This is a genomic window from Nocardioides sp. BE266, from assembly GCF_031457855.1.
GTDB lineage: Bacteria > Actinomycetota > Actinomycetes > Propionibacteriales > Nocardioidaceae > Nocardioides.
This window is the reverse complement of record NZ_JAURTI010000009.1, coordinates 89,843-113,943: the sequence shown is the minus strand read 5'-3', so window position 1 is coordinate 113,943 and position 24,101 is coordinate 89,843. Positions and strand designations below refer to the sequence as shown.

At 73.5% G+C, this 24,101-nt stretch carries 20 protein-coding genes; 4 read left to right on the top strand and 16 right to left on the bottom strand.

What is annotated here, in order from left to right:
* Positions 1 to 3 precede the first annotated feature (3 nt).
* Genes J2X46_RS21670 through J2X46_RS21650 form a run of 5 tightly spaced genes read right to left on the bottom strand, consistent with a single transcriptional unit; the run spans position 4 to position 5,389 of the window.
* A complete protein-coding gene (locus tag J2X46_RS21670; protein ID WP_310254277.1) occupies positions 4 to 1,656 on the bottom strand; it encodes a glycosyltransferase family 39 protein in 1,653 nt (550 codons plus the stop codon).
* Positions 1,641 to 2,780 (bottom strand): hypothetical protein, encoded by a 1,140-nt coding sequence (locus J2X46_RS21665; protein ID WP_310254275.1) that lies wholly within the window; start codon positions 2,778 to 2,780, stop codon positions 1,641 to 1,643. Before J2X46_RS21665 ends, J2X46_RS21670 begins: the two co-directional genes overlap by 16 nt.
* On the bottom strand, positions 2,764 to 3,693 hold the full coding sequence (locus tag J2X46_RS21660) for a lysylphosphatidylglycerol synthase domain-containing protein (protein ID WP_310254273.1): 930 nt from the start codon (positions 3,691 to 3,693) through the stop codon (positions 2,764 to 2,766). Before J2X46_RS21660 ends, J2X46_RS21665 begins: the two co-directional genes overlap by 17 nt.
* The gene (locus J2X46_RS21655; protein ID WP_310254271.1) at positions 3,690 to 4,391 is read right to left on the bottom strand and encodes a class I SAM-dependent methyltransferase; all 702 of its coding nucleotides are present in this window, start codon (positions 4,389 to 4,391) and stop codon (positions 3,690 to 3,692) included. The genes J2X46_RS21660 and J2X46_RS21655 overlap by 4 nt, the downstream gene beginning before the upstream one ends.
* Entirely contained in the window at positions 4,388 to 5,389 is a 1,002-nt protein-coding gene (locus J2X46_RS21650) for a glycosyltransferase family 2 protein (RefSeq protein ID WP_310254269.1), read from the bottom strand. The genes J2X46_RS21655 and J2X46_RS21650 overlap by 4 nt, the downstream gene beginning before the upstream one ends.
* A gap of 124 nt (positions 5,390 to 5,513) precedes the next feature.
* Between J2X46_RS21650 and J2X46_RS21645 the strand changes: the two genes are divergently transcribed.
* Positions 5,514 to 6,911 (top strand): hypothetical protein, encoded by a 1,398-nt coding sequence (locus J2X46_RS21645; protein ID WP_310254267.1) that lies wholly within the window; start codon positions 5,514 to 5,516, stop codon positions 6,909 to 6,911.
* Here J2X46_RS21645 and J2X46_RS21640 read toward each other — a convergent pair.
* The 4 genes from J2X46_RS21640 to J2X46_RS21625 are packed head-to-tail and all read right to left on the bottom strand — an operon-like array spanning position 6,823 to position 11,046.
* Positions 6,823 to 7,803, bottom strand: a complete 981-nt coding sequence (locus J2X46_RS21640) for a methionine synthase (RefSeq protein WP_310254265.1) — start codon at positions 7,801 to 7,803, stop codon at positions 6,823 to 6,825. The genes J2X46_RS21645 and J2X46_RS21640 overlap by 89 nt on opposite strands.
* Complete coding sequence (locus J2X46_RS21635) at positions 7,800 to 8,756, bottom strand: serine hydrolase domain-containing protein (RefSeq protein ID WP_310254263.1); 957 nt, start codon at positions 8,754 to 8,756, stop codon at positions 7,800 to 7,802. Before J2X46_RS21635 ends, J2X46_RS21640 begins: the two co-directional genes overlap by 4 nt.
* A complete protein-coding gene (mnmA, locus tag J2X46_RS21630; protein ID WP_310254261.1) occupies positions 8,753 to 9,856 on the bottom strand; it encodes a tRNA 2-thiouridine(34) synthase MnmA in 1,104 nt (367 codons plus the stop codon). Before mnmA ends, J2X46_RS21635 begins: the two co-directional genes overlap by 4 nt.
* 8 nt (positions 9,857 to 9,864) lie before the next feature.
* Complete coding sequence (locus J2X46_RS21625; protein WP_310254260.1) at positions 9,865 to 11,046, bottom strand: cysteine desulfurase family protein; 1,182 nt, start codon at positions 11,044 to 11,046, stop codon at positions 9,865 to 9,867.
* 79 nt (positions 11,047 to 11,125) lie between these two features.
* Here J2X46_RS21625 and J2X46_RS21620 point away from each other — a divergent pair, with 79 nt between their 5' ends.
* On the top strand, positions 11,126 to 12,268 hold the full coding sequence (locus J2X46_RS21620; RefSeq protein WP_310254259.1) for a hypothetical protein: 1,143 nt from the start codon (positions 11,126 to 11,128) through the stop codon (positions 12,266 to 12,268).
* Between the two features lie 6 nt (positions 12,269 to 12,274).
* On the opposite strand, the gene J2X46_RS21615 is transcribed toward J2X46_RS21620, so the two are convergent.
* From J2X46_RS21615 to J2X46_RS21590, 6 genes are all read right to left on the bottom strand, one after another.
* Positions 12,275 to 12,934 carry a nucleotidyltransferase domain-containing protein gene (locus tag J2X46_RS21615; protein ID WP_310254258.1) on the bottom strand — a complete coding sequence of 220 codons (660 nt, stop codon included), beginning with the start codon at positions 12,932 to 12,934 and terminating at the stop codon, positions 12,275 to 12,277.
* Positions 12,935 to 13,163: 229 nt separating this feature from the next.
* On the bottom strand, positions 13,164 to 14,300 hold the full coding sequence (proB, locus tag J2X46_RS21610; protein WP_310254255.1) for a glutamate 5-kinase: 1,137 nt from the start codon (positions 14,298 to 14,300) through the stop codon (positions 13,164 to 13,166).
* Positions 14,287 to 15,855, bottom strand: a complete 1,569-nt coding sequence (gene obgE / locus J2X46_RS21605; RefSeq protein WP_310254253.1) for a GTPase ObgE — start codon at positions 15,853 to 15,855, stop codon at positions 14,287 to 14,289. Before obgE ends, proB begins: the two co-directional genes overlap by 14 nt.
* 101 nt (positions 15,856 to 15,956) lie before the next feature.
* Entirely contained in the window at positions 15,957 to 16,211 is a 255-nt protein-coding gene (gene rpmA, locus J2X46_RS21600) for a 50S ribosomal protein L27 (RefSeq protein ID WP_090967377.1), read from the bottom strand.
* A gap of 38 nt (positions 16,212 to 16,249) precedes the next feature.
* Complete coding sequence (gene rplU / locus J2X46_RS21595; RefSeq protein WP_310254251.1) at positions 16,250 to 16,552, bottom strand: 50S ribosomal protein L21; 303 nt, start codon at positions 16,550 to 16,552, stop codon at positions 16,250 to 16,252.
* Positions 16,553 to 16,745: 193 nt separating this feature from the next.
* Positions 16,746 to 19,976, bottom strand: coding sequence for an Rne/Rng family ribonuclease (locus tag J2X46_RS21590; protein WP_310254249.1), 3,231 nt, complete (start codon positions 19,974 to 19,976; stop codon positions 16,746 to 16,748).
* A gap of 431 nt (positions 19,977 to 20,407) precedes the next feature.
* Between J2X46_RS21590 and J2X46_RS21585 the strand changes: the two genes are divergently transcribed.
* Together J2X46_RS21585 and J2X46_RS21580 are read left to right on the top strand one after the other, a co-directional pair.
* Positions 20,408 to 22,177 carry a hypothetical protein gene (locus J2X46_RS21585; protein ID WP_310254247.1) on the top strand — a complete coding sequence of 590 codons (1,770 nt, stop codon included), beginning with the start codon at positions 20,408 to 20,410 and terminating at the stop codon, positions 22,175 to 22,177.
* Entirely contained in the window at positions 22,167 to 23,405 is a 1,239-nt protein-coding gene (locus tag J2X46_RS21580; protein ID WP_310254245.1) for a glycosyltransferase, read from the top strand. The genes J2X46_RS21585 and J2X46_RS21580 overlap by 11 nt, the downstream gene beginning before the upstream one ends.
* Here the strand turns inward: J2X46_RS21580 and J2X46_RS21575 are convergent.
* Positions 23,360 to 24,100, bottom strand: coding sequence for a TIGR03936 family radical SAM-associated protein (locus tag J2X46_RS21575; RefSeq protein ID WP_397215607.1), 741 nt, complete (start codon positions 24,098 to 24,100; stop codon positions 23,360 to 23,362). The genes J2X46_RS21580 and J2X46_RS21575 overlap by 46 nt on opposite strands.
* Position 24,101: the final 1 nt, after the last annotated feature.

Sequence of the window (24,101 nt, the reverse complement as noted above, 5' to 3'; positions counted from 1 at the left end):
GGGTCAGCAGCCGTCGAGACGGTGGATCTCGACGACCGGACCCGGTCGGTGGTGGGCGGGCGGGTAGTAGTTGAAGCTGAAGTCGTAGGAGAAGTCGGGCGGCGTCGCGCCGGCTGCGTAGGGGCTGGCGGCGAAGGCGGTGGTGCTCTCCTCGTCGAGGCGCCGGTAGTAGGCGATGGCGCCGGGGAGACCGGCGGCGAGGCCGCGGTCGCGCTGGTGGCCGTTGACCATCACCCAGCACCACCCGTCGGCCCTGTAGTCGTCGATCAGGCTCGGTCCGAGCCGTTGCTCGTAGGCCTGGAACGGCCGCTCGACCGGACGGAGCTCGAAGCCCGCGTCGCGCAGCGCGCGGCGGTAGGACCCCGGCACGGCCGGCTCCACCACGATCCGGCGCCCGTCGGTCGCGCCGCTCGTGAGCCAGGCCAGCGCCTCGGCCCGTGTGTCCTCGCGGGAGAGCACCACGTCGCTACGCACCACGTCCGTGACGGGCTGCGCGAGCACCACGGCCGGGACCAGCACGGCGATGACCGGACGGGTCCGACCCGGCAGCCGCTCGCGCAGCACCCCCGTGAGCCGTACGACGCCGTGGCCGGCGAGCACGACGAGCGACGGGTAGGCCGGGAGCAGCCAGCGGGCGAACCACCGGTCCTGCGTGGCCATGGCGGCGTACAGCAGCACGGGGAACGCGACGAGCAGCACGGCCACCGCCCGGTCGCGCCGCCAGGCGAGGACCAGCCCGAGGACCGCGAGCACCGTCGGCACGGCACCGAGCCCCCAGAGCAGGGTCACCGGGTAGCCCGACCACGCGGCGCCGGTCTGGCCCAGCTTGGTCGTGGCCGCCTGCGCGGACTGGCCGCTGAAGTCACCCCAGAACTTCGCGGCCTCGAGGACGATGAACGGGTTGAGCGCCACCAGGCAGGCGACGCACGCCACCGCGGCCGCGGCGAGCAGTCCGACGGCCGGCAGCAGGCGCTGGCGACGCTGGAGCACCCGCAGCAGCAGGGCGAGCCCGATCACCAGCGCCATCGGCGCGGCGAGGTACTTCACTCCGGTGGCGACGCCCACCGCGGCTCCCGCGACGACCGCCGACCCGACGTCGCCGCGCTCGTGCAGGCGCAGGCACGCGACCAGTGCGACCGTCAGCGGCAGCAGCGTCACCGCGTCGTTGAGGGCGTGGTGAGCGTAGAAGACGGGCAGGAACGAGAGCCCGAGCAGCGCGGCCGCCCAGACACCCTCCCGCGGCCCGAACGCCCGCCGACCGGCGACGGCGACGACCACCACGGTGGCGGTGCCCAGCAGCGCCACCACCAGGCGCGCCACCGTGAAGACCACCGCCGGGTCGTCGACGAGCAGCCGGGTGAGGTCCTCCCCCGGCAGCACGAGCAGGAACACCACGGCGAGGAGGTAGGTCAGCCCGCTCGGGTTCTCGAAGTAGCCGGAGTACCAGTCGCCGTCGGCCGCCCGCGCCGCCTGTGGGACGAAGTGCAGCTCCTCGTCGGCGCTGTAGGCGTGGGGCAGGCCGTGCCGCAGCGCCACCAGCCGGACAGCCAGCGCGAGCAGCACGACGGCCGCCAGCCACAGCCGGGTCCGGTCGCGGCGCGCCGGCTCGACGGGATGCGTCGCCACGTCGGGCGTCGAGGTCAGGACCACGTCCACCACCCGCCCCAGGGGCCGTCGGCCAGCGGGTAGGCCACGCTCTGCGTCGCGGTGAGCAACCACAGCACGCCGACGGCCACCGCCACGGGCCGGCGGAGGTGCGGCGTGCCGACCAGCAGCAGCCAGCCCAGCAGCACCGGCTCGCACCCCCACCGCAGGTAGGCCTGACCGCGGTCCCAGACCGGCAGGCACAGCAGGAGGAGCAGGTAGCCGGCGAGGGCCAGGCGCTCGTGCGGCACGCGCCCCCGTCCTACGCCGGCAGCGAGGAGGACCAGCACCACCAGTGCGGGCACCAGCAGCGCGAGGTTGGCCAGCTCGGTGCCGGGGTGGACCAGGACCGAGCCGGCGTAGCGGAGGAGCGACGTCCCCGGCAGCCCGAGCACGTCGTCCGACGGCGGGTGCGGCAGCACGTCCGCCCACCGCGACCGGACCCACGCCCGCCAGGCGGCGTACACGACGAGCGGCACCGCGCCAACCCACCAGGGCGGACGGCGACCCGCGCGGGAGCGTGGCACCAGCGCCACGGCCAGGACCGCGGCCGGCACCAGCAGCGGCGTCTCCCGGGTGAGCCCGGCCGCGGTCAGCAGCACCGCCGCGAGCACGTACCGCCGGGAGCGCGTCGCGACCAGCGCGCCGAGCAGGAGCGCCCCGGCGAGCGGCTCGGTGAGGTCCTGCCCCAGGCCCACCAGGAAGCCCGCCCACGTCGCGGGGACGGCGCCCCACCAGGCCGACCGCCCCGCCCGGGCGGCGACCCGGGCGCCGAGCAGCGCGAGCACCCCGATCGCGACGAGGTTGACGAGGACGAGCGCTGCGGGCACCAGCGCAGGACGACCACCGAGCGATGCTGCCCACGCGGTCACCGGGTAGCCGATGCGCGTCTGCCAGTACGCCGGCCGCGTGAAGGTGATGCCCAGGTCGGTGAGGCGGTGGGTCAGCGGGTCGGACGCGATCCGGAAGTAGGCACGCCCGTCGTAGGTCACGAACCCGTCGAGGCCGCCCACGGCGAGGACCCGGACGACGACGAACACCACGTGCAGGCCCACCACGAGCGCGACGACCGGGACGACCCCGTCCGTGCGCCGCAGGCGCGGCCCGGCGAGCGCGACCTCACTGCCCGTGGACACCGGCGGGCTCCCGGATCGGTGTCGGCCGGGGCTCCCACCGACCCCACGCCGCGGCCGCACCGGCGACCAGGAAGTCGGCGAGGGCGTGGGCGACGCGCAGCAGCACCGCGGCCGCGGCAGCACCCGGCACCCCGAGCACCGGGGCCAGCAGCGCGACCAGGACCGCCTCGCGGGCGCCGACGCCGGCGGGTGCGACCACGAACAGCACCCCGGCGGCGTGGGCCAGCGCGAAGGCGGCCACCGCGGCACCGAGCCCGAGGCCGTCGGGGGCCAGCAGCACCACCGCGATGCCGTACGACGTCCACACCGCCGCCATGAGCACGACGACCCGCGCCAGGTCGACGACCGTGAAGATCGTCCGCGCCCCGTGCCCGGCGAGCAGGTCACCGGCCCGGCGCAGGACCGGCGGCAGGAGCACCACCCCACCGACCAGGGTCACCACGACGGGCCACGAGGTGACCGGCCCCTCGGGCAGGTCGGCGAAGGCGCCGCCGAGGGCGAGCACGCCCCCGACGAGCAGCCCGGTGGCGGTGTGCACGAGGAGGAACAGCGCCGAGGCGGTGACGCTACGGCGGACGGGGACGTCGTACCTCCGACCCAGGTCGGCCTGGACGGCGAGGCTCCACACGGAGCCGGGGACGTACTTGCCGAGCTGGCCCACGAAGAAGACCGCGCCGGCCTGCCGGGTGGTGACCTCCGAGCCGAGTCGGGCGAGCAGGAGCCGCCAGAGCAGCCCGGTCAGCAGCAGGCCCACGGCCACGCAGCCGACGGAGGCCGCCAGCCGTGCGGGACCCGTCGCCGCCATGGCCGACCCGACCTCGTCCCAGCGGCCGCGGAAACCCCACCAGGCGCAGGCCAGGGTGAGGACGACGAACACGGCCCGGGCGCCGCGGAGCGCCCGCTCGCGGGTCACGTCGCCGTGAGGCGCAGGAGGGCGGTGCGCGTCGGGTAGGGCAGGGCCGGGGTGAGGCCGCGCGTCATCGTCACCGAGAGCCGGTCCCCCACCGTCTCGATCGCCTCGACGTAGCGGCGGCGGTCGACGTTGTCGAAGACGATGACCCCGCCGGGTGCGAGCCGCTCGACAGCACGTGCGAGGCACGCCTCGCGGGCCCGGCCGTCGATCACGACGAGGTCGAAGTCGCCGGGCACCTCGTCGATGGCGCCGACGTAGGCCGCGAAGTCCAGGCCGGCGTGGCCGGGCTTGGCCGAGGGCACGACCGGGTGGGCGCTCGACGCGGCCTCGACCACGCGCAGCTCGACGTTCGCCGGCAGCCGCGGGGCCAGCACCTGGGCCCAACCTGCGTGGTGCTCGACCGAGTGCACCGACCCGGCCCGGTCGGCCAGCCAGAGCGTCGAGGCGCCCGACCCCCACTCGAAGACCCGGGCGCCCGGGTGGTCGCGCAGCCACGCGGCCACCTGGTCGGCGGAGTCGAAGGTCCACCACGGCACGTCGAGCCGGCCCAGGCCGTCGACGTCGTGGATCGCGAAGAGGGAGGCCAGCCAGGTCGCAGCCCGCGAGTGCGGAGCGCGTCGCTGGAGCAGGCCCAGGACGCCCAGCGCGCGCAGCAGTGCGCCGACGGCGCGGACGAGGCGGATGTAGAGCGACTTCACCGGACGCCCCCTTCTCGGTAGGACGCGGTCTCGAACGAGGGCATGGCGGGCACCCGGAGGATGTCGAAGCGGGCGCGCTTGGTGTGCTCGAGGTTGGTCTCGATGAGCGCGCGGTTGGTGCGGATCAGGTCGGAGACGATGCCGAGCATCAGGCACAGGGACGACATCACGACCAGGGCCGCACCGACGAGGAGCGACTGCACGTGGCCGCCGCCGTGGCCGGTCGCGGCGAGCGCGGCGTAGCGGGCGTACGGCGCCAGGCCGAGCAGTCCGAAGAGGGCCGCCATCACGCCGAAGATCACGTAGGGGCGGTACATCACGTAGGCCCGCACGATCGCGGCCCCGGAGCGGAACACGTGCTGGCGCGTGGACGAGAACAGCCGCGACTCGCGGGTCTTCGCGTTGGTCACCACCGGCACGCTGGCGATCGCCAGGTTCTTGTTGCCCGCCTGGATGATCGTCTCCATGCAGTAGGAGAAGCGGGTCACCGTGTTGAGCCGCATCAGTGCCTCGCGGGAGTAGGCCCGAAAGCCGCTGGCCGCGTCGGGCAGCTCGGTGCGGGCGGCGACGTTGACCACCCGCGAACCGAGCCGCTGGAGCGCCTTCTTGGTCGGCGAGAAGTGGTCGATCTGCCCGACCTGCCGGTCCGCGATCACGATGTCGGCCTCGCCGCGCAGGATCGGCTGCACCAGGTCGGCGATGCGGTCCTGCGGGTACTGGTTGTCACCATCGGTGTTGACCACGATGTCCGCGCCGAGCGCGAGGGCGTGGTCGACGCCGTCGGTGAAGGAGCGGGCCAGCCCCTGGTTGCGGTGGTGGCGGACGAGCTCGGTGACCCCGAAGGAGCGGGCGACCTCGACGGTGCGGTCGCTCGACCCGTCGTCGATCACCACCACGACGATCTCGTCGATGCCCGGCACCTCGGCCGGGATCGAGGACAGGACGAGGGGAAGGGTCTCCTCCTCGTTGAGGCAGGGCACCTGCACCACGAGCTTCACGCCAGCGACGCTAGGGGTGGGCCGGGACCCGCGAACCTCGCGCAGGTGACAGGTCGGCGAACGGTCGGCGAGCGCTCGGCCACACACCTCGCGGTGCCCGCACGACGCGCGGACAATGGCGCGCATGCCTCGGCGGCTGGTTCCCCTCCTGCTCTTCTGCGTCCTCGCGGGCCTCTACGTGCTCACGACGAACCCCGACCCGAGCCCCGACGCCTTCACCGCCGACTTCGCCGCACGGCACATCGCGCTCACCGGCGACCCGGTCCCCGACATCGCCGGCTGGCCCTACCTCGACGACAACATCATCCGCGAGACGTGGATCGTGGAGACCGCCGACGGGCGCGAGGCCGTCGGCCGGGCGCCGGGCGTGATCGCGGCCGCCGTGCCGTCGTACGTCGTCGCGCGACCCACCACGGTCGACCCGCTGCCCGGCGGCATCACCGCCGCCCTCCTGACGGCGGCCGCGGTGGTGCTGTTCTTCCTGCTGCTGCGCGACCGGCTCGGCACCCACAGCGCCCTGGTCGCCTCCGGCCTGCTCGGGCTTGCCACGCCGGTCTGGTCGGTCTCCGCCGACGCGGTCTGGCCGCACACCCTCACCACCCTCGGCATCGTCGGCACGGCGTGGGCGGCCGACCGCCGCCGCTGGTGGCTGGTCGGCGTCTTCGGTGGCGTGATGCTGTGGGGCCGGCTGCACGCCGCGGTGATCTGCGCGGTCGTCGGGCTGGGCCTGGCGTGGACGCGACGGCGACCCGGCATCGCGTGGCGGGTGGGCACGACCTCCCTCGCCGCGCTGGCGCTGGCGTCGGTGTGGACCCGCTGGATGTACGGCTCGTGGGACCCGACCTCCGGCTACCGCGCCGATGACTTCACCGGGTCGGCGGCGAGCCACGCCCTCGACCCGCTCAACTGGCTCGGCTTCCTCGTCTCCGCCGACCGCGGGCTGCTCTGGTGGTGCCCGCTGCTGCTGGTGCTCGGCCCGACGGCATGGCGCCACCGGGCCGACCTGCCGGACTGGGCACGGTGGCTGGCGGCGGGAGGAGCGGCGTACACCGTGAGCCAGGCGGTGCTCAACCGCTTCAGCGGCGGCGACCACTTCTACGGCTACCGCACCAGCCTCGAGCTCGTGGTCTGCCTCGCGCCGGCGCTCGCGCTCGCCGCGCCGCGGATGACGGAACGGGCGCGGCGCTGGTTCGTGCCGGTCGCGGCGCTCCAGCTCGTGGTCATCGCGCCGGGCGCGATCTCCGACGACATGTACGTCCCGGTGCGCGACGTGTGGTGGCGCAACGCCTTCGTCGACGCGGTCGTGCTGCGCCCGACCGAGCTGCTGCCCCTCGTCGCGGTGACGATGGCCGTGATGCTCGTGGTGGTCCGGCTGCTGCACACCGACCGGGCGACGAGGTGGCTCGACCGCGCCGACGACCCCGGCGCGGAGGTCAGAGGTTCCGCGCGACCGTCGCCGACAGGCGCACCGCTCGTGCCGCCCACGCCGGAGTGGCACCCGCCAGCCCGCAGGTCGGGGTGACCGCCAGCCGCTCCCCCACGACCTCGGGATCCAGCCCGAGCATGTCGAGCCAGCGCTGCACCCGCTCGGTGATCCGCGCGTCCGACGGTGCCGCAGCGGGGTCCGTGGACGGTACGACGCCGAGCGCGGCCGTCCGGCCCGCCTCGAGCGCCTCGGCGAAGGTGTCCAGGTCGGCCGGGCCGAGCATGTCGAGATCGGCCGACAGCCCGCTCGCGCCGGCGCCCGCGACGAGCGACCACGGCGTCTGCGGGGCGCACGAGTGCACCCAGGGCTCGCCGCCGGCCTCGGTGATCGCGCCGAGGACCCACTCGAGGTGGGCGGACGCCTCCGGCAGATCGACGCTGCGGTGGCGTCCGTAGCCGCTGGCGGTCGGCACCTGACCGGCGACGACGGCGGCGAGCGCCGGCTCGTCGACCTGCACCACGAGCCGGTCGACCCCGCTCAGACGGCGGCGCAGGTCGGCGAGGTGGGTGCGGACCCCCTCGGCGAGCGCCTGCGCGAGCTCGCGGCGGGCGCCGTGGTCGCTGAGCACCTTGTCGCCGCGCGGCTTCTCCACCGTCGCGGCCAGGGTCCACGGGCCGACGACCTGCGCCTTGAACGCGCCGGTGTAGCCCTGGGCCAGCTCCTCGACGGTGTCGAGGTCCTGGGCGAGCTGGGACCGGGCACGGCGGTGGTCGACGCCGCTGGCGTCGGTGAGCCGCCATCCAGCGGGTTGGAGGTCGGCGGCGAGCCCCTCGACCACGGCGAGCCCGCGGCCGGTCATGCCGGCGGTGACCCCGCGGCCGGGGAGCTCGGGCACGTGCGGCAGGTCGGGCAGCTCGCCCAGCACGAGGCGCACGGCCTCGCCGTAGTCGGTGCCCGTGAGCGAGCCGACACCCGTCGCGGTGCTCATGGTTCGCCCGCTTCGGCCAGCAGTCGCACGGCCGCGCCGTCGACCGGCCGGGTGGAGGCACTCACCAGCGCCACCCCGACGCCGTGCCCGCGGTCGATCCCGACGAAGGACCGGAACCCGCCGGTCCCGCCGTTGTGCCACGTCACCTCCCGGCGCAGCAGCTCACCGGTCACCCAGCCCGCGCCGATGCGCTGCCGGCCGGCGTACGGCTTCAGCGGCTCGAGCGCCTGCGCCCCGGGCACGGTGCGGTCGAGCAGCGCGCGCAGCAGGATGGCGAGGTCCGCGGCCGAGGAGCGCACGCCGCCGGCAGGTGCGATCGCCTCGTTGGCCCACGGCTCGACCTCCCGGCCCTTGCGGTGGCGCGGAGTGACGGCACTCTCGCCGAGGTCGGCCGCCGAGCCGGGCGCGTAGGTGTCGACGAGACCGAGCGGTGCGGCGAGGCGCTGCGCGACCAGGACGGCGTACGTCGTCCCTGCCGCCGCCGCGACCGCGTGCCCGAGCAGCTGGAACCCCAAGTTGGAGTACGTCGTCCGCCCGGGGCGGCCGATGCGCACGTGGCGGAGCTGGGCCAGCAGGCCGGGCACGTCCTCGCGGTAGGGGTTGCGGCCCTCGCGCCACAGCTCCCAGGTGCGGCGCAGCACGTCGGCGCCACCGGCGAGCCGTGGCAGCCCGGACGAGTGGGTCGCCAGGTCGGCGAGCGCGATCGCACCGATCGGACCCTCGATCGGGAGGTGGTCGGCCAGCACCGCGTCCTCGACGACCACGTCGCGTGCGACCGCGTCGCACCAGAGCATGCCGGTGATCCCCTTGGAGACCGAGCCCAGCTCGAGGTCGTCGTGGGTGGCGGCGCCCACCGCGTCCACCTCGGCGCCGTCCGGCGTCACCAGCGCGACGGCGTAGGTCGTGTGCGTGGGGCCGAGCAGCGCGCCGGCCCGGTTGGTCAGCGCGCTCATGCTGGGACGCGGGCAGGCCGGGTCGACTCGATCGTGGCGGACCCGACGACGCGGGTGCCGTCGTAGATCACCGCCGCCTGCCCGGGCGCGATGCCCTCGGCCGGGTCGAGGAGGTCGATCGACACCCGGTCGCCGGCGACCGAGACGACCGCCCGGTGCTCGGCGCCGTGGGCCCGGAGCTGCACGGTGCCCTCGACGCGCTCGGGGACGGTGCCGCACCAGCGCGGCCGGATGCCCGAGACGTGGTCGACGGCCAGCCGCTCGCGCGGGCCGACCGTCACCGTGCCGGTGACCGGCTCGATGTCGAGCACGAAGCGCGGCTTGCCGTCGGCGGCCGGGACGCCGAGGCGCAGCCCGCGCCGCTGGCCGATCGTGAAGCCGAAGGTGCCCTCGTGGCTGCCGACCTTCTCCCCCGTCGTCGCGTCGACGATGTCGCCGCCGTGGTTGGGGGCGCGGTCGCCGAGCTTCTCGCGCAGCCAGCCTGCGTTGTCGCCGTCGGCCACGAAGCAGATGTCGTGGGAGTCGGGCTTGTTGGCGACGAGCAGCCCGCGCGCCTCCGCCTCCCGGCGCACGGCCGGCTTGTCGGTGTCGCCGAGGGGGAACAGCGAGTGGCGCAGCTGCTCCTGGTCGAGCACGCCGAGGACGTAGGACTGGTCCTTGCCGTGGTCGACGGCCCGGTGCATCTCGATCAGCCCGTCCGCGCCCGTGCGCAGCTGGGCGTAGTGACCGGTCGCGACGGCGTCGAAGCCCAGCGCGAGCGCGCGGTCGAGGACGGCGGCGAACTTGATCTTCTCGTTGCAGCGCAGGCACGGGTTCGGCGTGCGCCCGGCGGCGTACTCGTCCATGAAGTCCTCGACCACGTCCTCGTGGAAGCGGTCGGAGAGGTCCCAGACGTAGAACGGGATCCCGATCACGTCGGCCGCGCGGCGGGCGTCGTTGCTGTCCTCGATCGTGCAGCAGCCGCGCGCCCCGGAGCGGTACGACGCCGGGTTGCGGCTCAGCGCGAGGTGGACGCCGGTCACCTCGTGGCCGGCCTCGACGGCGCGGGCGGCGGCGACGGCGGAGTCCACCCCGCCGGACATCGCGGCGACGACCTTCATCGGAGGGCTCAGCGCCCCTTCGCGGCCCGCGCCCGCTCCACGACGGGTCCGATCGCCTCGACGAGGGCGTCGACGTCGGCCGGCGTGGTGGTGTGGCCGAGGGAGAAGCGCAGCGAGTGACGGGCCTGGTCGTCGTCGCAGCCCATCGCCAGCAGCACGTGGGAGGGCTGGGGCACGCCCGCGGAGCAGGCCGACCCGGTCGAGCACTCGATGCCGCGGGCGTCGAGCAGCATCAGCAGCGAGTCGCCCTCGCAGCCGGGGAAGCCGATGTGGGCGTTGCCGGGCAGCCGCATCGGGCCCATCGGCGCGCCGTGGAGGTGGGCGTCGGGCACGACCTCGATGACCCGGCGCACCAGGTCGTCGCGCAGCGCCGCGACGCGGACGGCGTGCTCGTGCTGGTCCTTGACCGAGGCCTCGACCGCGGCTGCGAGGCCGGCGATCGCGGGCACGTCGAGGGTGCCGCTGCGGATGTCGCGCTCCTGGCCGCCGCCGTGCACCAGTGCGCTCACGGTCAGGTCACGGCGTACGACGAGGGCACCGACGCCGTAGGGGCCACCGACCTTGTGGCCGGTGAAGGTCAGGGCGTCGACACCGGAGCCGGCGAAGTCCACGGGCACCTGGCCGAGCGCCTGCACCGCGTCGCTGTGGACCGGGATGCCGTGCTCGGCGCCGAGGGCCACCACCTCGTCGACCGGCTGCAGCGAGCCGACCTCGTTGTTGGCCCACATCACCGAGATCAGCGCGACCGAGGCCGGGTCCCGGGACACCGCGTCGCGCAGCGCCTCGCGGTCCAGCACGCCCTGCGCCGAGACGGGCAGCAGCTCGACCTCGGCGCCGTCGCTCTCCGCCAGCCAGTGCAGCGGGTCGAGGACGGCGTGGTGCTCGATCGCCGTGGAGAGGATGCGGGTGCGGCGCGGGTCCTCCCCACGCCTGGCCCAGAAGATCCCCTTCAGCGCGAGGTTGTCCGACTCGGTGCCGCCGGAGGTGAAGACGACGTCGCCGGGACGCGCGCCGATGACCCCGGCGATGGTCTCGCGCGACTCCTCCACCACGCGGCGGGCGCCGCGACCGGAGGCGTGCAGCGAGCTCGCGTTGCCGACCCCGGTGAGCTGACGGGTCATCGCCTCGACCGCGACCGGCAGCATCGGCGTGGTCGCGGCGTGGTCGAGGTAGACGATGCGCTCGCTCATGACCTGCCAAGCCTACGGGGCGACCCGCGGAAGGCACCCACGAGGATTACCCAGCAGGCGAACGGGCAGGATGGCGACCATGACGACGCCCGCTCGGTCCGGACTCCGCCCCCTCCTCGCCCCGCTGCTCCCCGTGCTGCTCGCCGCGCTGCTCCTCGCCGGCTGCAGCGGCGGTTCGTCCGACCCTGCGGACGGCGACGGCGGGCCGAGCAGCGGGACGTCGGGGTCCACCGACGCCGATCCCACCGAGTCGGCCGACCCCGCCGAGCCCGAGCCGACCGCCGACCCCGCGGCGGCGGAGAACACCAACCCGTGCGAGAGCCTCGACCCGCAGGAGTGGCAGCCCTTCGTCCCGAAGGCCCAGCTCGAGTCGGTCCGCCTGCACACCGAGCTCACCGGCCCCATCACGCTGCTCGACGCGATCGGGGCGCTCATCCAGGACGACACGCCCAAGTACGGCTGCGTCGTGAGCTACCCCGGCAAGGACGGCAACGACGTCGACGTCGTCGCCTGGGGCTGGTTCCTCGGGAAGTTCGGTCCCGACAACGTCAACCGGATCCTCTCCTCGGCCGGCGGCACGGCGACCGACCGCGGCTACGCCGCGATCACCACCTCGGACATCCTCTCCGTCAACGGCTACGGCTACCACGCGAACGAGGAGGTGGGCTTCTGGGTGATAGCGAAGGACAGCGCGGCCCGTCGCTTCGACGAGCTCGACCCGGCCAAGCGCAAGGCGACCACCGACAAGCTGCTCGCCGTCCTCGACTCGCTCTCGCTCGAGCGCGACGACCAGCCCAAGGTGCTGCTGCCCGAGGCGTGCCCCGGCCAGGACGACCCGCAGGTCCGCGCCGTGATCGGTACGGCGACGACCGCGCGCGGCTCCGACAACGGGGCCGGCAAGATCCAGTGCCTCTACCGCAACCCCGGGCGCGACCGCACCCTCCGGCTGACCACCGGCCCGATCCCGCAGGAACAGGCCGACGCGCTGGCGTCGCAGAAGGGCAAGGACACCTTCCCGGTCGACGAGGGCGACACCGGCCTCGCCATCGCGGTCCCCGGCAGCGGCACGGCCACCAGCGCGCTGGTCCACACCGACGACCTCCTCGCGTCCTTCGCCGCCGTCGAGTTCGGCAACCTCGGCGTCAAGGCGCCGAACGTGCCCCGGCCCGCGGTGATCACGCTGCTGAAGGCCTTCGACAGCAGCGTGACGGCCGCCGGCTGAGCGGACTCAGGTCATGCGCTCGAGCCACGCATGGTCGGGGTACAGCCGACCCACGGCCGCGCGCAGCCAGTCCTGGGCGTCCGCGTCGAGGAGAGGCCACGTCACCGACAGGTCGCGCTCGTCCTTGGGCCGGCTCTGGACCGCCTTGTAGAGAAGGGTGATCTCGGGGCGCTGGTAGCGCACGCCGGTGTCGGCGACCCACGTCACGTCGTCCAGCGGCGCGACGTGGTCCGGGTCGCGCTTGTTGGTCCACAGCCCGTCGCGGTCGGGGGTCGGCACCATGTCGATCACCCACGGCTCCGCGGCGCTCCTGCGGATCCACACCTGGCTGCCGACGTCGAGCACCTCGGGGTGGCGGTCGTTGAACGGCCGCAGCGTCCCGCCGTGGTTGCTCCAGAGGTTCCAGTCGTCGCCGACGTGCTCGCGGAACGCGGTGAGGTCGCAGCCGAGGATCGAGACGTCGACGTCCTCGTGCTCGCGCGGGCGTCCGGTGAAGGCCTCGATCGACCAGCCACCGACGATCCACCACGGCCGGTCGAAGCCGGTCATCAGCTTGACGACGCCGTCGGGGTCGAGCGCGTCCCACGCGCCGTACCACCGGAAGAACTCCTCGTCCTCCGCGACCTCCTCCGGCGTCCGGTGCAGCGGCTCGCGCGCGTCGTCCATGGAGCGACGCTAGCGGGCAGGACCGCCGCAGGCGGTCCTCGCCCGCTCCTGATGGATTTCCACGCACACACGTGGAAGTTCATCGGCACGTGAGCGTGGGCAGCCCCCATCGGGCCTGAACTTCCACGCAGTCGGGTGGAAGTTCATCGGCGCCTCAGCGTGGGCAGCCCCCATCGGGCCTGAACTTCCACGCACACGCATGGAAGTTCATCGGCGGGAGACGTGCGAGCTAGAGCAGGACCAGGTCGTCGCGGTGGATGACCTCGCGCTCGTAGGCCGCGCCGAGCGCCGCCTTGAGGTCCTGGGTCGAGCGACCGAGGAGCGCGGGGAGCTCGTCGGAGTCGAAGTTCACCAGGCCTCGTGCGACCGTGGCGCCCGACGGGTCGAGCACGTCGACCGCGTCGCCGGCGACGAAGCTGCCCCCGACGGCGGTGATCCCGGCCGCCAGCAGCGACGCACGCCGCTCGACCACGGCTCGTACGGCACCTGCGTCCAGGGTGAGCGTGCCCTGCCCCGAGGTGGCGTGCGCGAGCCACAGCAGCCGCGTCGGCCGACGCTTGCCGGTCGCCTCGAACAGGGTGCCGACCTCCGCGCCCGAGAGGGCGGCCGCGGCCTGCTCCGCCGAGGTCAGTACGACGTCGATGCCGGCGCCGGTCGCGATCCGGGCCGCGTCGACCTTGGTCGTCATCCCGCCGGTGCCGACCCCGGACGAGCCGGCGGACCCGATGGTCACCGACGCGAGGTCGGCCTCGGAGTGCACCACCGGGATCAGCCGGGAGCCGGGGCGGCTGGGCGGGCCGTCGTAGAGGCCGTCGACGTCGGACAGCAGCACGAGCAGGTCGGCGTGCACGAGGTGCGCGACCAGCGCGGCCAGCCGGTCGTTGTCGCCGAAGCGGATCTCGGAGGTGGCGACGGTGTCGTTCTCGTTGACGATCGGGACGACGGCGAGCTCGAGCAGCTTGGCGAAGGTCTGGTGGGCGTTGCGGTAGTGCGCGCGGCGGGTGACGTCGTCGACGGTGAGCAGCACCTGGCCGGTGACGATGCCGTGCCGGGCGAACTCCTCCTGGTAGCGGTGGGCCAGCAGGCCCTGCCCGACGGACGCGGCCGCCTGCTGCGCCGGGAGCGCGCGCGGGCGCTTCTTCAGGCCCAGCGGTGCCAGGCCGGCCGCGATGGCGCCCGAGGAGACCAGCACGAGCTCGGCGCCGCCGTCACGGGCGGCTGCGAGCACCTCGACCAGCTGGCGCACGCGGGCCGGGTCGATGCCGCCGGCGGCGGTGGTCAGCGACGACGAGCCGACCTTGACGACGATGCGCTTGGCGGCGCCGACCAGCTCGGACCTGGTGGCCGGCCGGTCAGTCGTCGTCACTGCCGTCCCAGTCGGGGTCGTCCTTCGAGCCGATCTCGTAGGCCATCGGGCCCACGCCGGAGCTGCCGGTGCTGCGATTGGGGCCCTTCTTCTTCCGCTCGGCGTCGAGGCGGCGCGCCACGTCGGCTCGCGCCTCCTCCTCGGACTTGGTCTCCATCGCCTCGTCGATGTCGCGGCGACGGCTGCGGGCCGGACGGTCCTCGCGGAACCGCTCGTCCTCGCCGCGGCGGCCGAGCATCTCGGCTCCCGCCTCGATGCTGGGCTTGAAGTCGAAGACGACCGAGTTCGCGTCGGTGCCGATGAGGACCGCGTCGCCCTCCTGCGCGCCCATCTGGGCGAGCTTGAGCTCGACACCGAGCCGGTTGAGGCGGTCGGCGAGGAAGCCCACGGCCTCCTCGTTGCTGAAGTCGGTCTGGCGCACCCAGCGCTCCGGCTTGGTGCCGCGCACCCGCCAGCCATCCTCGGTCGCGACGACCTCGAAGTCGTCGCCGCCGTCGACCGCCCTGGGACGCAGCACGATCCGCTCGGGCTCGGCCGCAGGCGCGTCCTCGCGGGCCGCGACCACGATCTCGGCCATCGCGAAGGTCAGCTCGCGCAGACCCGCACCCGACGCGGCGCTGATCTCGAAGACCCGGAGGCCACGGCCCCGCAGCTCCTCGACCACCATGTCGGCGATGTCCTGGCCGTCGGGGACGTCGACCTTGTTGAGGGCCACCAGGCGTGGCCGGTCCTCGAGCCCGCCGTAGCGCGCGAGCTCGCCCTCGATGACGTCGAGGTCGTCGACCGGGTTGCGGCCGGGCTCGATCGACGCGGTGTCGACGACGTGGACCAGCGCGGCGCAGCGCTCGATGTGGCGCAGGAAGTCGTGGCCGAGGCCGCGGCCCTCAGCGGCACCCTCGATGAGGCCGGGCACGTCGGCGACCACGAAGGTCGTCTCGCCCGCGGTGACCACGCCGAGGTTGGGGATGAGGGTGGTGAAGGGGTAGTCGGCGATCTTGGGCCGGGCCCGCGAGATCGCGGCGATCACCGAGGACTTGCCGGCGCTCGGGAAGCCGACGAGGCCGATGTCGGCGACGACCTTCAGCTCGAGGCGTACGGCGAGCTCGTCGCCCGGCTCACCGAGGAGCGCGAAGCCGGGAGCCTTGCGCTTCGACGAGGCGAGGGCGGCGTTGCCGAGGCCGCCGCGGCCACCGGCAGCGATGACGACGGTCGTGCCGTGGCCCACGAGGTCGGCGAGCACGTTGCCGTGCTCGTCCTTGACCAGCGTGCCGTCGGGCACGGGCAGCACGAGGTCCTTGCCGTTGCCGCCGTTCTTGTGGTCGCCGGCGCCCTGGCCACCGTTGTCGGCCTTGCGCTTGGGGCTGTGGTGGTAGTCGACGAGGGTCGTGACGCTGGTGTCGACCTCGAGGATGATCGAGCCGCCCTGGCCACCGTTGCCGCCGTCAGGGCCACCGAGCGGCTTGAACTTCTCCCGCTTCACCGAGGCCACGCCGTTGCCGCCCCGTCCGGCCGCGAGGTGCAGCGTGACCTGGTCGACGAAGGTGGGGATGGCCATGGAGATTCCTGTCAGTGGATGAGGCGTACGCCTCGAAAGCACGAAGGGCGCCCCCTAGACAGGGACGCCCTTCGCAGAAGTTGATCAGTGTCGCGGTGACGTCACTCGCCGGGAACGATGTTGATCACGCGGCGACCGCGGCGGGTGCCGAACTCGACGGCGCCGGCCTGCAGGGCGAACAGGGTGTCGTCGCCGCCACGGCCCACACCGGTGCCCGGGTGGAAGTGGGTGCCGCGCTGTCGCACGATGATCTCGCCCGCGCCGACGACCTGGCCGCCGAAGCGCTTCACGCCGAGGCGCTGGGAGTTGGAGTCACGGCCGTTCTTGGTGCTCGCAGCACCCTTCTTGTGAGCCATTGTTCAGTCCTTAGGAGTGAGTCGACCTCGAGCAGAGCTCAGAGGGAGATGTCGGTGACCTTGACCTGGGTGTACTTCTGACGGTGACCCTGGCGCTTCTTGTAGCCGGTCTTGTTCTTGTACTTCTGGATGACGATCTTCGGGCCCTTGGCGGCACCGGTGACCTCGACGGTCACGGAGGCCTTGTCGAGACCGGTCGCGGTGACCTTCTCGCCGTCGACGACCATGACGACCGGGAGCGTCAGGGTGTCACCCTGGGCGGCCTCGGTCTTGTCGATGTTGATGACGTCGCCCACGGCAACCTTCTGCTGCTTGCTGCCAGCGCGCACGACTGCGTACACGGCGACTCACTCCTTCGTCAGACTGCGAACATTCGAGATAGAACTGGGGTCTGCGCACGACACCGCCTGAACTTCGGGCGAGGTACGCCGCGGGGCGGGCGCGCAGGGTGGTGTGTTGAGCACCGAGGGTCAAGCGTACGGGATCGGGTGGCGACCGGGCAAAACGACGTCCGGCCACCCTCCCAGGCCGGGCTCAGCGCTTGCGCGAGCCCTTCTTCTTGATCGGGACGTGCTCGACGTGCGGTGCCTCGGCCGCCGCCTCGGCGTCGTCGGCCGACGGCGTGGAGGCACCGGGCTCGACCTCGGCGGTGCCCGGCTCCACGGCACCGGAGTCCGGCAGGGTGCCGGCCACACCGGCGGTGGCCGCCGGGACCGGGTCGGCCTCGGGCAGCGTCGGCGGTCCGGCCGGGCGGCTGGCGGAGCGGCGACGCGTGCGCGTGACCACCCGCGGCTTCTCGGCCTCGGCCGGCGCCTCCTCGGCGGCCGGCTCGGCGGCCTGCCCCCCGACGGGCTCCTCGACCGGCTCGTCCGCTGGCTCGGACCCTGCCTCAGGAGCCGGGGACGTCTCCGCGGCGGGAGCGTCGGCCTGCGCCTGGTGGGCCGGCGTCTCGGCCGTGGTCTCCGCGGCCGGGACCTCTGCAGGCGTCACGTCGGACGTCTCGGCAGGAGCCTCTTCCACTGCCTGGTCCGCTGCCTGGTCCGCTGCCTGGTCCGCTGTCTCGTTCGCTGCCTCGTCGGCGGGCTTGTCGTGGCGCGCCATCGCGGCGACGTCCTTCGGCGACGGCGCGTGGTGCTCGGCCGGCTTGTCGCCTCCGTTGCCGTTGGCGTTGTCGTTGCCCTCACCGGAGGCGCCGCGGCGGCCGCGACGGCGGCTGCTGCGCCGGCCCTCGCCGTCCTCGCTCCTCGCGCCGGGGTCGACGGGCTGGTCCTTGATGACCACGCCGCGGCCGTGGCAGTGCTCGCAGTTCTCGCTGAAGGCCTCGAGGAGACCGGTGCCGATCCGCTTGCGGGTCATCTGCACCAGGCCGAGCGAGGTGACCTCGGCGACCTGGTGGCGGGTGCGGTCACGGCCGAGGCACTCCACGAGACGTCGTACGACGAGGTCGCGGTTGGACTCCAGGACCATGTCGATGAAGTCGACGACTATGATGCCGCCGATGTCGCGCAGCCGGAGCTGGCGCACGATCTCCTCGGCTGCCTCGAGGTTGTTCTTGGTGACCGTCTCCTCGAGGTTGCCGCCCGAACCGGTGAACTTGCCGGTGTTGACGTCGACGACGGTCATCGCCTCGGTGCGGTCGATGATCAGCGAGCCGCCCGAGGGCAGCCAGACCTTGCGGTCGAGACCCTTGTGGATCTGCTCGTCGATCCGGTACGTCGAGAACACGTCGCCGGCGCCGTTGCGCTCGTACTTCTCGACGCGCTCGGCGAGGTCGGGCGCCACCGACTCGACGTAGCCGTGGACGGTGTCCCATGCCTCGTCGCCCTCGATGACGAGCTTGGAGAAGTCCTCGGTGAACAGGTCACGGACGACCTTGAGGGTCAGGTCGGGCTCGCCGTAGAGCAGCTGGGGGCCGGAGCCCTTGTTGGAGGACTTCTTCTCGATGTCCTCCCACCGCGACTTCAGGCGCTCGACGTCGCGGGTGAGCTCGTCCTCGCTGGCACCCTCGGCCGCGGTGCGCACGATGACGCCGGCGGTGTCGGGGACGATCTCCTTGAGCAGCGTCTTGAGGCGGTTGCGCTCGGTGTCGGGCAGCTTGCGCGAGATGCCGGAGGTCGTGCCGTCCGGGACGTAGACCAGGAAGCGGCCGGCCAGGCTGATCTGGCTGGTGAGGCGGGCGCCCTTGTGGCCGATCGGGTCCTTGGTGACCTGCACCAGGACCATCTGGCCGCTGGAGAGCACCGACTCGATCTTGCGGGGCGCGCCCTCCTTGTGGCCGAGCGCCTGCCAGTTGACCTCACCTGCGTAGAGGACGGCGTTGCGGCCCTTGCCGATGTCGATGAAGGCGGCCTCCATCGACGGCAGCACGTTCTGCACGCGGCCGAGGTAGACGTTGCCGATGAGCGAGGTCTGCGACTCGCGAGCGACGTAGTGCTCGACGAGCACGCGGTCCTCGAGCACGCCGATCTGGGTCAGCTCCTTGCGCTGGCGGATGACCATCACGCGGTCGACCGACTCGCGGCGGGCGAGGAACTCGGCCTCGCTCACGATCGGGGCGCGGCGGCGGCCGGCCTCGCGACCCTCGCGGCGGCGCTGCTTCTTGGCCTCGAGACGGGTCGAGCCGGAGACGGCGGTGATCTGGTCCTCCGCCGAGCGACGGCTGCGGACCCGGGTGACGGTGTTCGGCTCGTCGTCCTCCGACGCGCCCTCCTCACCGGCACGGCGGCGCCGCCGACGACGACGCGAGGAGCCCTCGCCGTTGCCCTCGCCGGAGTCAGCGGAATCGGAGTCGCCGGTGGTGGCCTCGGCCTCCTCGGAGGCGACCTCGTCGCCGGACTCGGCGTCGTCGGCGCCCTCTCCCCCGGCGTCGGAGGACTTGCGCCGGCGGCGGCCGCCACGGCGGCGCCGGCGGCGGGCGGGACCGCCCTCGCCGTCGCCGTCCTGGCCGTCGGCCGACTCGGTCGACCCGGCCTCGGTGGCCTCGTCGCCCTCGGCAGTCTCGGTGGTCTCGGCAGTCTCGGTCGACTCAGCGTCCTCGTCCACCTCGTCGGCGGCGGGCTCCGGAGCGGCGGCCTTCTTCGCGGCGGCCTTCTTGCCGGTCTTCTTGCCCGACTTCGCGCTGGACTTCTTCGCCGGCGCCTGCTCGGCGGGCTCGGCGTCGCTCGGCTGCGCCTGGTCGGCGTCGGCCGGCTGCTCGGCGGGAGCGGGCTCGGCCTTCTTGCGCGTACGGCGGGTGGTGGTGACCACGGGCGCCTGGAAGAGGACGGCGTGCCCGGTGGCGGCGTCAGTGGCCGCGTCGGTGGTGGCGCCCTCGGTCTCGGCGGCGGCGTCCTCGGCGGGCGCGGCGGCGGTCTTCTTGGCGGCCGCCTTCTTGGCGGGTGCCTTGGCAGTCCGCTTGGCGGCCGCCTTCTTCGCGGCGGGAGCCTCGGTGGGAGCCTCGACCTCGGCCGCGGGCTCGGCGGCGTCGTCGGCAGGCGTGGCGGCCGCGGCCTTCTTGGCCGTCCTCTTCGCCGCGGCCTTCTTGACGGGCGCCTTGCGGGCAGCGGCCTTCTTCGCGGCGGGGGCCTCGGCCTGCTCGGCAGGAGCCTCGGCGGACGCGTCCGCCGGCGTGGTCTCGGCGGCGGGGGCCGCAGCAGCCTTCTTGGCCGGCGCCTTGCGGGTGCGTCGGGTGACCACGGGCGCAGCCGGCGCCACGGGCGACGCCGCGGGCGACTCGGCAGAGCCGCTGCCGGCCTCGGTGGTGTCGGGCTGGTCGGAATCGAGCATGTGGTGCTCCTCGGGCACCCTGTCGGTGCCGGATACGGCGTCCACCGCTCTCGACTGGCGATCGTGGCGGGCGCAAAGCTTCTGTGGCGGCGACACCCTCCGCGTGTGCGTCACCGGCGGCTTTCTGTCACCTGCCGCGGTCGCCGGGCCCGTTCGGAGTCGCTGTCACCAACTCCGGAGGCCGCGTCGCGGTCCGGTGACGTCCACCCGTCCGGGGTGCCGGGCACTCCCCAAGAGAACAAGGGTGACCGGCGAGAACGTCGTCGGCTCGACGGATCCCGACGGTGGTCGGGGCGTCGAACGTGGCGAGTATCGCACACCGGGCCACGGTCGCCCCAAGACACGCGCTCCGCCCGGGGCCGGCGGCCACCGATATGCTCCCGGGGCACCCGCACCGCAGAGTCACGCAGAGTCCCAGGGGGATCCCGGCCTTGGCCACCACAGAGCGCAAGATCCACCGTCGCGAGATCAGTGACGTCGACCTGCTGCGCGAGTCGGAGCTCTTCGACGAGGCCTACTACCTCGAGCAGAACCCCCAGCTGCGCAAGCAGGGCAAGGACGCCATCGAGCACTACCTCAAGCGCGGCGGCTTCAACGGCAAGGACCCGTCGGCGGCGTTCTCCTCGCGTGCCTACCTCCAGCGCAACCCCGACGTGAAGACCTCGCGGATCAACCCGCTCGTGCACTACCTTCGCGTCGGCCAGGCCGAGGGCCGCAGCATGAACCCGCTCGCCGAGGACGTCGAGCTGATCCTGGAGTCGGGGCTCTTCGACGCCGACTACTACCGCCACTTCCACCCCGACCTGCCCGCCGACGCCGACCCGGTGCGCCACTACCTCCGCTTCGGCGCCCGACGCGGCGACGACCCGAGCGAGCTCTTCTCCACCACGGGCTACCAGCGGCAGAACGCCGACGTCGCGAAGAGCGGCGCCAACCCGCTCACCCACTTCCTGCGGTTCGGCCGCCACGAGGGCCGGATCGCGCCGCGCGGCCAGCTCCGCGAGCCCTACTTCGACAGCCTCTTCGCCCAGCAGTGGGCCCAGCTCGCGCCCCTCCCGATCGCCCACCTGGCCTCGGCCGGTCCGCGCGTGACGGTCCTCACCGACAGCGTCGGGCCCTCCAGCCTGTTCGGCGGGGTCGGCACCTCGGTGATCCTCGCCATCCTGCTGGCCAACCGCTTCGGGGCCGCGCTGCGCATCGCCACCCGCACCGAGGAGCCCGACCCCAGCGTCGTACGGACCCTGGAGCAGGCTGCGGGCGTCCGCCTCGAGGGCGCACTGGAGACGGCGTACGTCCCCGTCGGGGGCGACCAGGACCTCGCGGTCTCCGACAACGAGATCGTCATGACCACGTCGTGGTGGACGACCCGGGCCACCCTCGGCAGCACCCTCGACCGTGCGCAGGTGCTCTACCTCCTCCAGGAGGACGAGCGGATGTTCTACGCCTTCGGCGACGAGCGGCTGATGTGCAGCGAGACGCTGGACGAGCGCGGCTTCGCGGTCGTGGTCAACACCCAGCGCCTGCTCGACCACCTCGGCTCGCCCGACAACTACCCGCACCTCGCCGAGGAGGCGATCCCGCTCACGCCGGCCTTCCCCGGCGGGCTCCCCCGCGACGCCGAGCTCCCGGACCGGCCCGAGGGCAAGCGGCGGCTGTTCTTCTACTCGCGCCCGGAGAACGCGCGCAACCTCTTCTGGCGCGGCGGCACCGTGCTCGCCCGCGCCGTCGAGGAGGGACTGATCGACCCCGAGCAGTGGGAGCTGCACCTGGTCGGCCGCCGCACGCCCGACCTGACGTTCCCGCGCGACGCCAAGCCGCTCGTGGTCGAGGGCCTCAACTGGCTCGACTACACGTCGCTGGTGCGCACCATCGACGCCGCGCTCGTGCTGATGGACACCCCGCACCCGTCCTACCCGCCGCTCGACCTCGCCGCGGCCGGGGTCCCCGTGCTGACCAACACCCACGGCAGCAAGCAGGACCTCTCCGACTACTCCGCCAACATCCTCACCGCGCCGTCGACCGTCGACGGCCTGCTCGACGGGATGCGCCGGCTCCTCGCGCTGTCCGACGACCGGGCGCAGCGCAGCGCCAACCTGCGCGCCGACGGCATCGAGCGCGACTGGAACACCAGCCTCGCCCCGACCGTCGACGCCCTCGTCGAGCGGTTCGCCGGCGTCATGCGGTCCGACGATGTTCGCTGACCTCCCCCGCTGGTCCGGGCCGCTGCCGGTCCTGTGGGACAGCACGGTCACCCAGCGCGTCGGCCGCCTGCTCGACGGCGACGTCAAGGTGGCGTGGTTCTACGGCCAGCCCGACACCAGCACCTTCCGCTACCGGGTGGCCAACGTCGTCGAGGCCGTCAACAGCGACCGGTCCGGCGCGATGTCGGCGGCCTGGTTCAGCGACGACGACATCCCCTCGGTCCTCTCGGTGGTCCCCCGCCTCGACGCGATCGTGCTCGCCCGGCACCGCTACGGCGGGCACGTACGACGTCTCGCCGCGACCGCCGAGCGCGCCGGCGTACCCCTGCTGTTCGACACCGACGACCTGGTCTTCGACACGTCCTACGCCGACCTGGTGATGGACTCCCTGGGCCGCGACCCCTCGGTGAGCCTGGACTGGGACGTGTGGTTCTCCTACATGGGCCGACTCAACGCCACGCTGCGGCTCTGTGAGGGCGCACTCACCACCAACCAGACGCTGCGCACCGCGCTGTCCCGGCACCTGCCCACCGGCAGCGTCCACGTCGTGCCCAACGTGCTCAACCGGGTGCAGCAGGACCACAGCCGCGAGCTCTGGCAGGCCAAGGAGGCCTCCGGCTACGCCCGGACCGGCCCGGTCACCATCGGCTACTTCAGCGGCACCCCGTCCCACGTGCGCGACTTCACCGTCGCCGCGCCGGCGCTCGCCCGCCTCCTGGCGCGCGACGACGACGTGTCGATCCGGGTCGCCGGGTTCCTCGACGACGTCGGGCCGCTGGAGGAGTTCCGCGACCGCATCGAGTTCGTGCCGTTCATGCACTACGTCGACCTCCAGCGCTCGATCGCCGAGGTCGAGGTCAACATCGCGCCGCTCCAGCACAACGCCTTCAACGTCTGCAAGTCCGACCTGAAGTTCTTCGAGGCCGCCGTGGTGGGCACCTGGACCGTGGCCTCGCACACGCCGTCGCTCGACCGCGCCGTCACCGACGGCGTCACCGGGCGGCTGGCGCGCGACCACGAGTGGGACGGCGCGCTGGCCGAGGCGGTCGACCTGGCCCGCGACACCCAGCGCTACGCCGCCACGATGCGGGCCGCGGCCGAGCACGCCCACGACGCCTGGGCGTGGGACTCCGTCGCGGGCCCGGTGCGCGAGGCGATCTCGGCCCACCTGGCCGGACGGGCTCAGCTGGCGAAGGGGTCGCCGACCTCGCCGGTCGCCTCGTCGTAGGGGCCCTGGTCGAGCCGGGTCAGCAGCGCCGGCCCGCCGGGCGTGAGCCCGCCGAGCTGCGTCATGCCGGTGAGGATGTCGTCGGCCCGCACGGCGGGCTCGCCGTGGCGCAGCACGAGCTCGACGACGGTCGACGTGCCGTCGGCCGCGGCCTCGTCAGGAGCGACCACCGCGAGCGAGGTGACCGCGCCGCGGGCGTCGAAGGTGCGCAGCCCGCGCTTGGTCATCCGCTCGACCGAGACCTCGTCGGCGGCGAGGAACGCCGCGACGGCGCGCTCGGCGTCCGCTGCAGGGACGTCGACCTCGATCCGCCAGCGGCTGGCCTGGAGCAGGTCGGAGAGCGAGCCGCCGGGCGACTCGACCACGGCGAGCACGTCGAGGCCGGGCGGCAGCGACTCGTCGAGCTGGCGGTGCACCTCGGCGGGCACCAGCACCTCGGCCAGCGCGAGCTCGAGGTACTCCGCCTCGCTGGCAGCGCCGGTCGGTGACGCACCGGCGTACGAGATGCGCGGGTGCGGGTTGAAGCCCGAGGAGTACGCCATCGGGATGCGCGCGCGGAACACGGCGCGCTCGAAGGCGCGGGAGAAGTCGCGGTGGCTGGTGAACCGCAGCCGGCCGCGCTTGGCGTAGCGCACCCGGAGGCGCTGGACGGGGGGCGGCTGCTGGGGAGGATCCTGGCGGGGCATGGCGGGCACA

Excerpts from the sequence above, each read along its gene's own strand:
- J2X46_RS21645 (WP_310254267.1), top strand. The coding sequence starts at position 5,514 with ATGCCTCGGCGGCTGGTTCCCCTCCTGCTCTTCTGCGTCCTCGCGGGC.
- J2X46_RS21640 (WP_310254265.1), bottom strand. The coding sequence starts at position 7,803 with ATGAGCACCGCGACGGGTGTCGGCTCGCTCACGGGCACCGACTACGGC.
- J2X46_RS21635 (WP_310254263.1), bottom strand. The coding sequence starts at position 8,756 with ATGAGCGCGCTGACCAACCGGGCCGGCGCGCTGCTCGGCCCCACGCAC.
- mnmA (WP_310254261.1), bottom strand. The coding sequence starts at position 9,856 with ATGAAGGTCGTCGCCGCGATGTCCGGCGGGGTGGACTCCGCCGTCGCC.
- J2X46_RS21625 (WP_310254260.1), bottom strand. The coding sequence starts at position 11,046 with ATGAGCGAGCGCATCGTCTACCTCGACCACGCCGCGACCACGCCGATG.
- J2X46_RS21620 (WP_310254259.1), top strand. The coding sequence starts at position 11,126 with ATGACGACGCCCGCTCGGTCCGGACTCCGCCCCCTCCTCGCCCCGCTG.
- J2X46_RS21615 (WP_310254258.1), bottom strand. The coding sequence starts at position 12,934 with ATGGACGACGCGCGCGAGCCGCTGCACCGGACGCCGGAGGAGGTCGCG.
- obgE (WP_310254253.1), bottom strand. The coding sequence starts at position 15,855 with ATGGCCATCCCCACCTTCGTCGACCAGGTCACGCTGCACCTCGCGGCC.
- rpmA (WP_090967377.1), bottom strand. The coding sequence starts at position 16,211 with ATGGCTCACAAGAAGGGTGCTGCGAGCACCAAGAACGGCCGTGACTCC.
- J2X46_RS21590 (WP_310254249.1), bottom strand. The coding sequence starts at position 19,976 with ATGCTCGATTCCGACCAGCCCGACACCACCGAGGCCGGCAGCGGCTCT.
- J2X46_RS21580 (WP_310254245.1), top strand. The coding sequence starts at position 22,167 with ATGTTCGCTGACCTCCCCCGCTGGTCCGGGCCGCTGCCGGTCCTGTGG.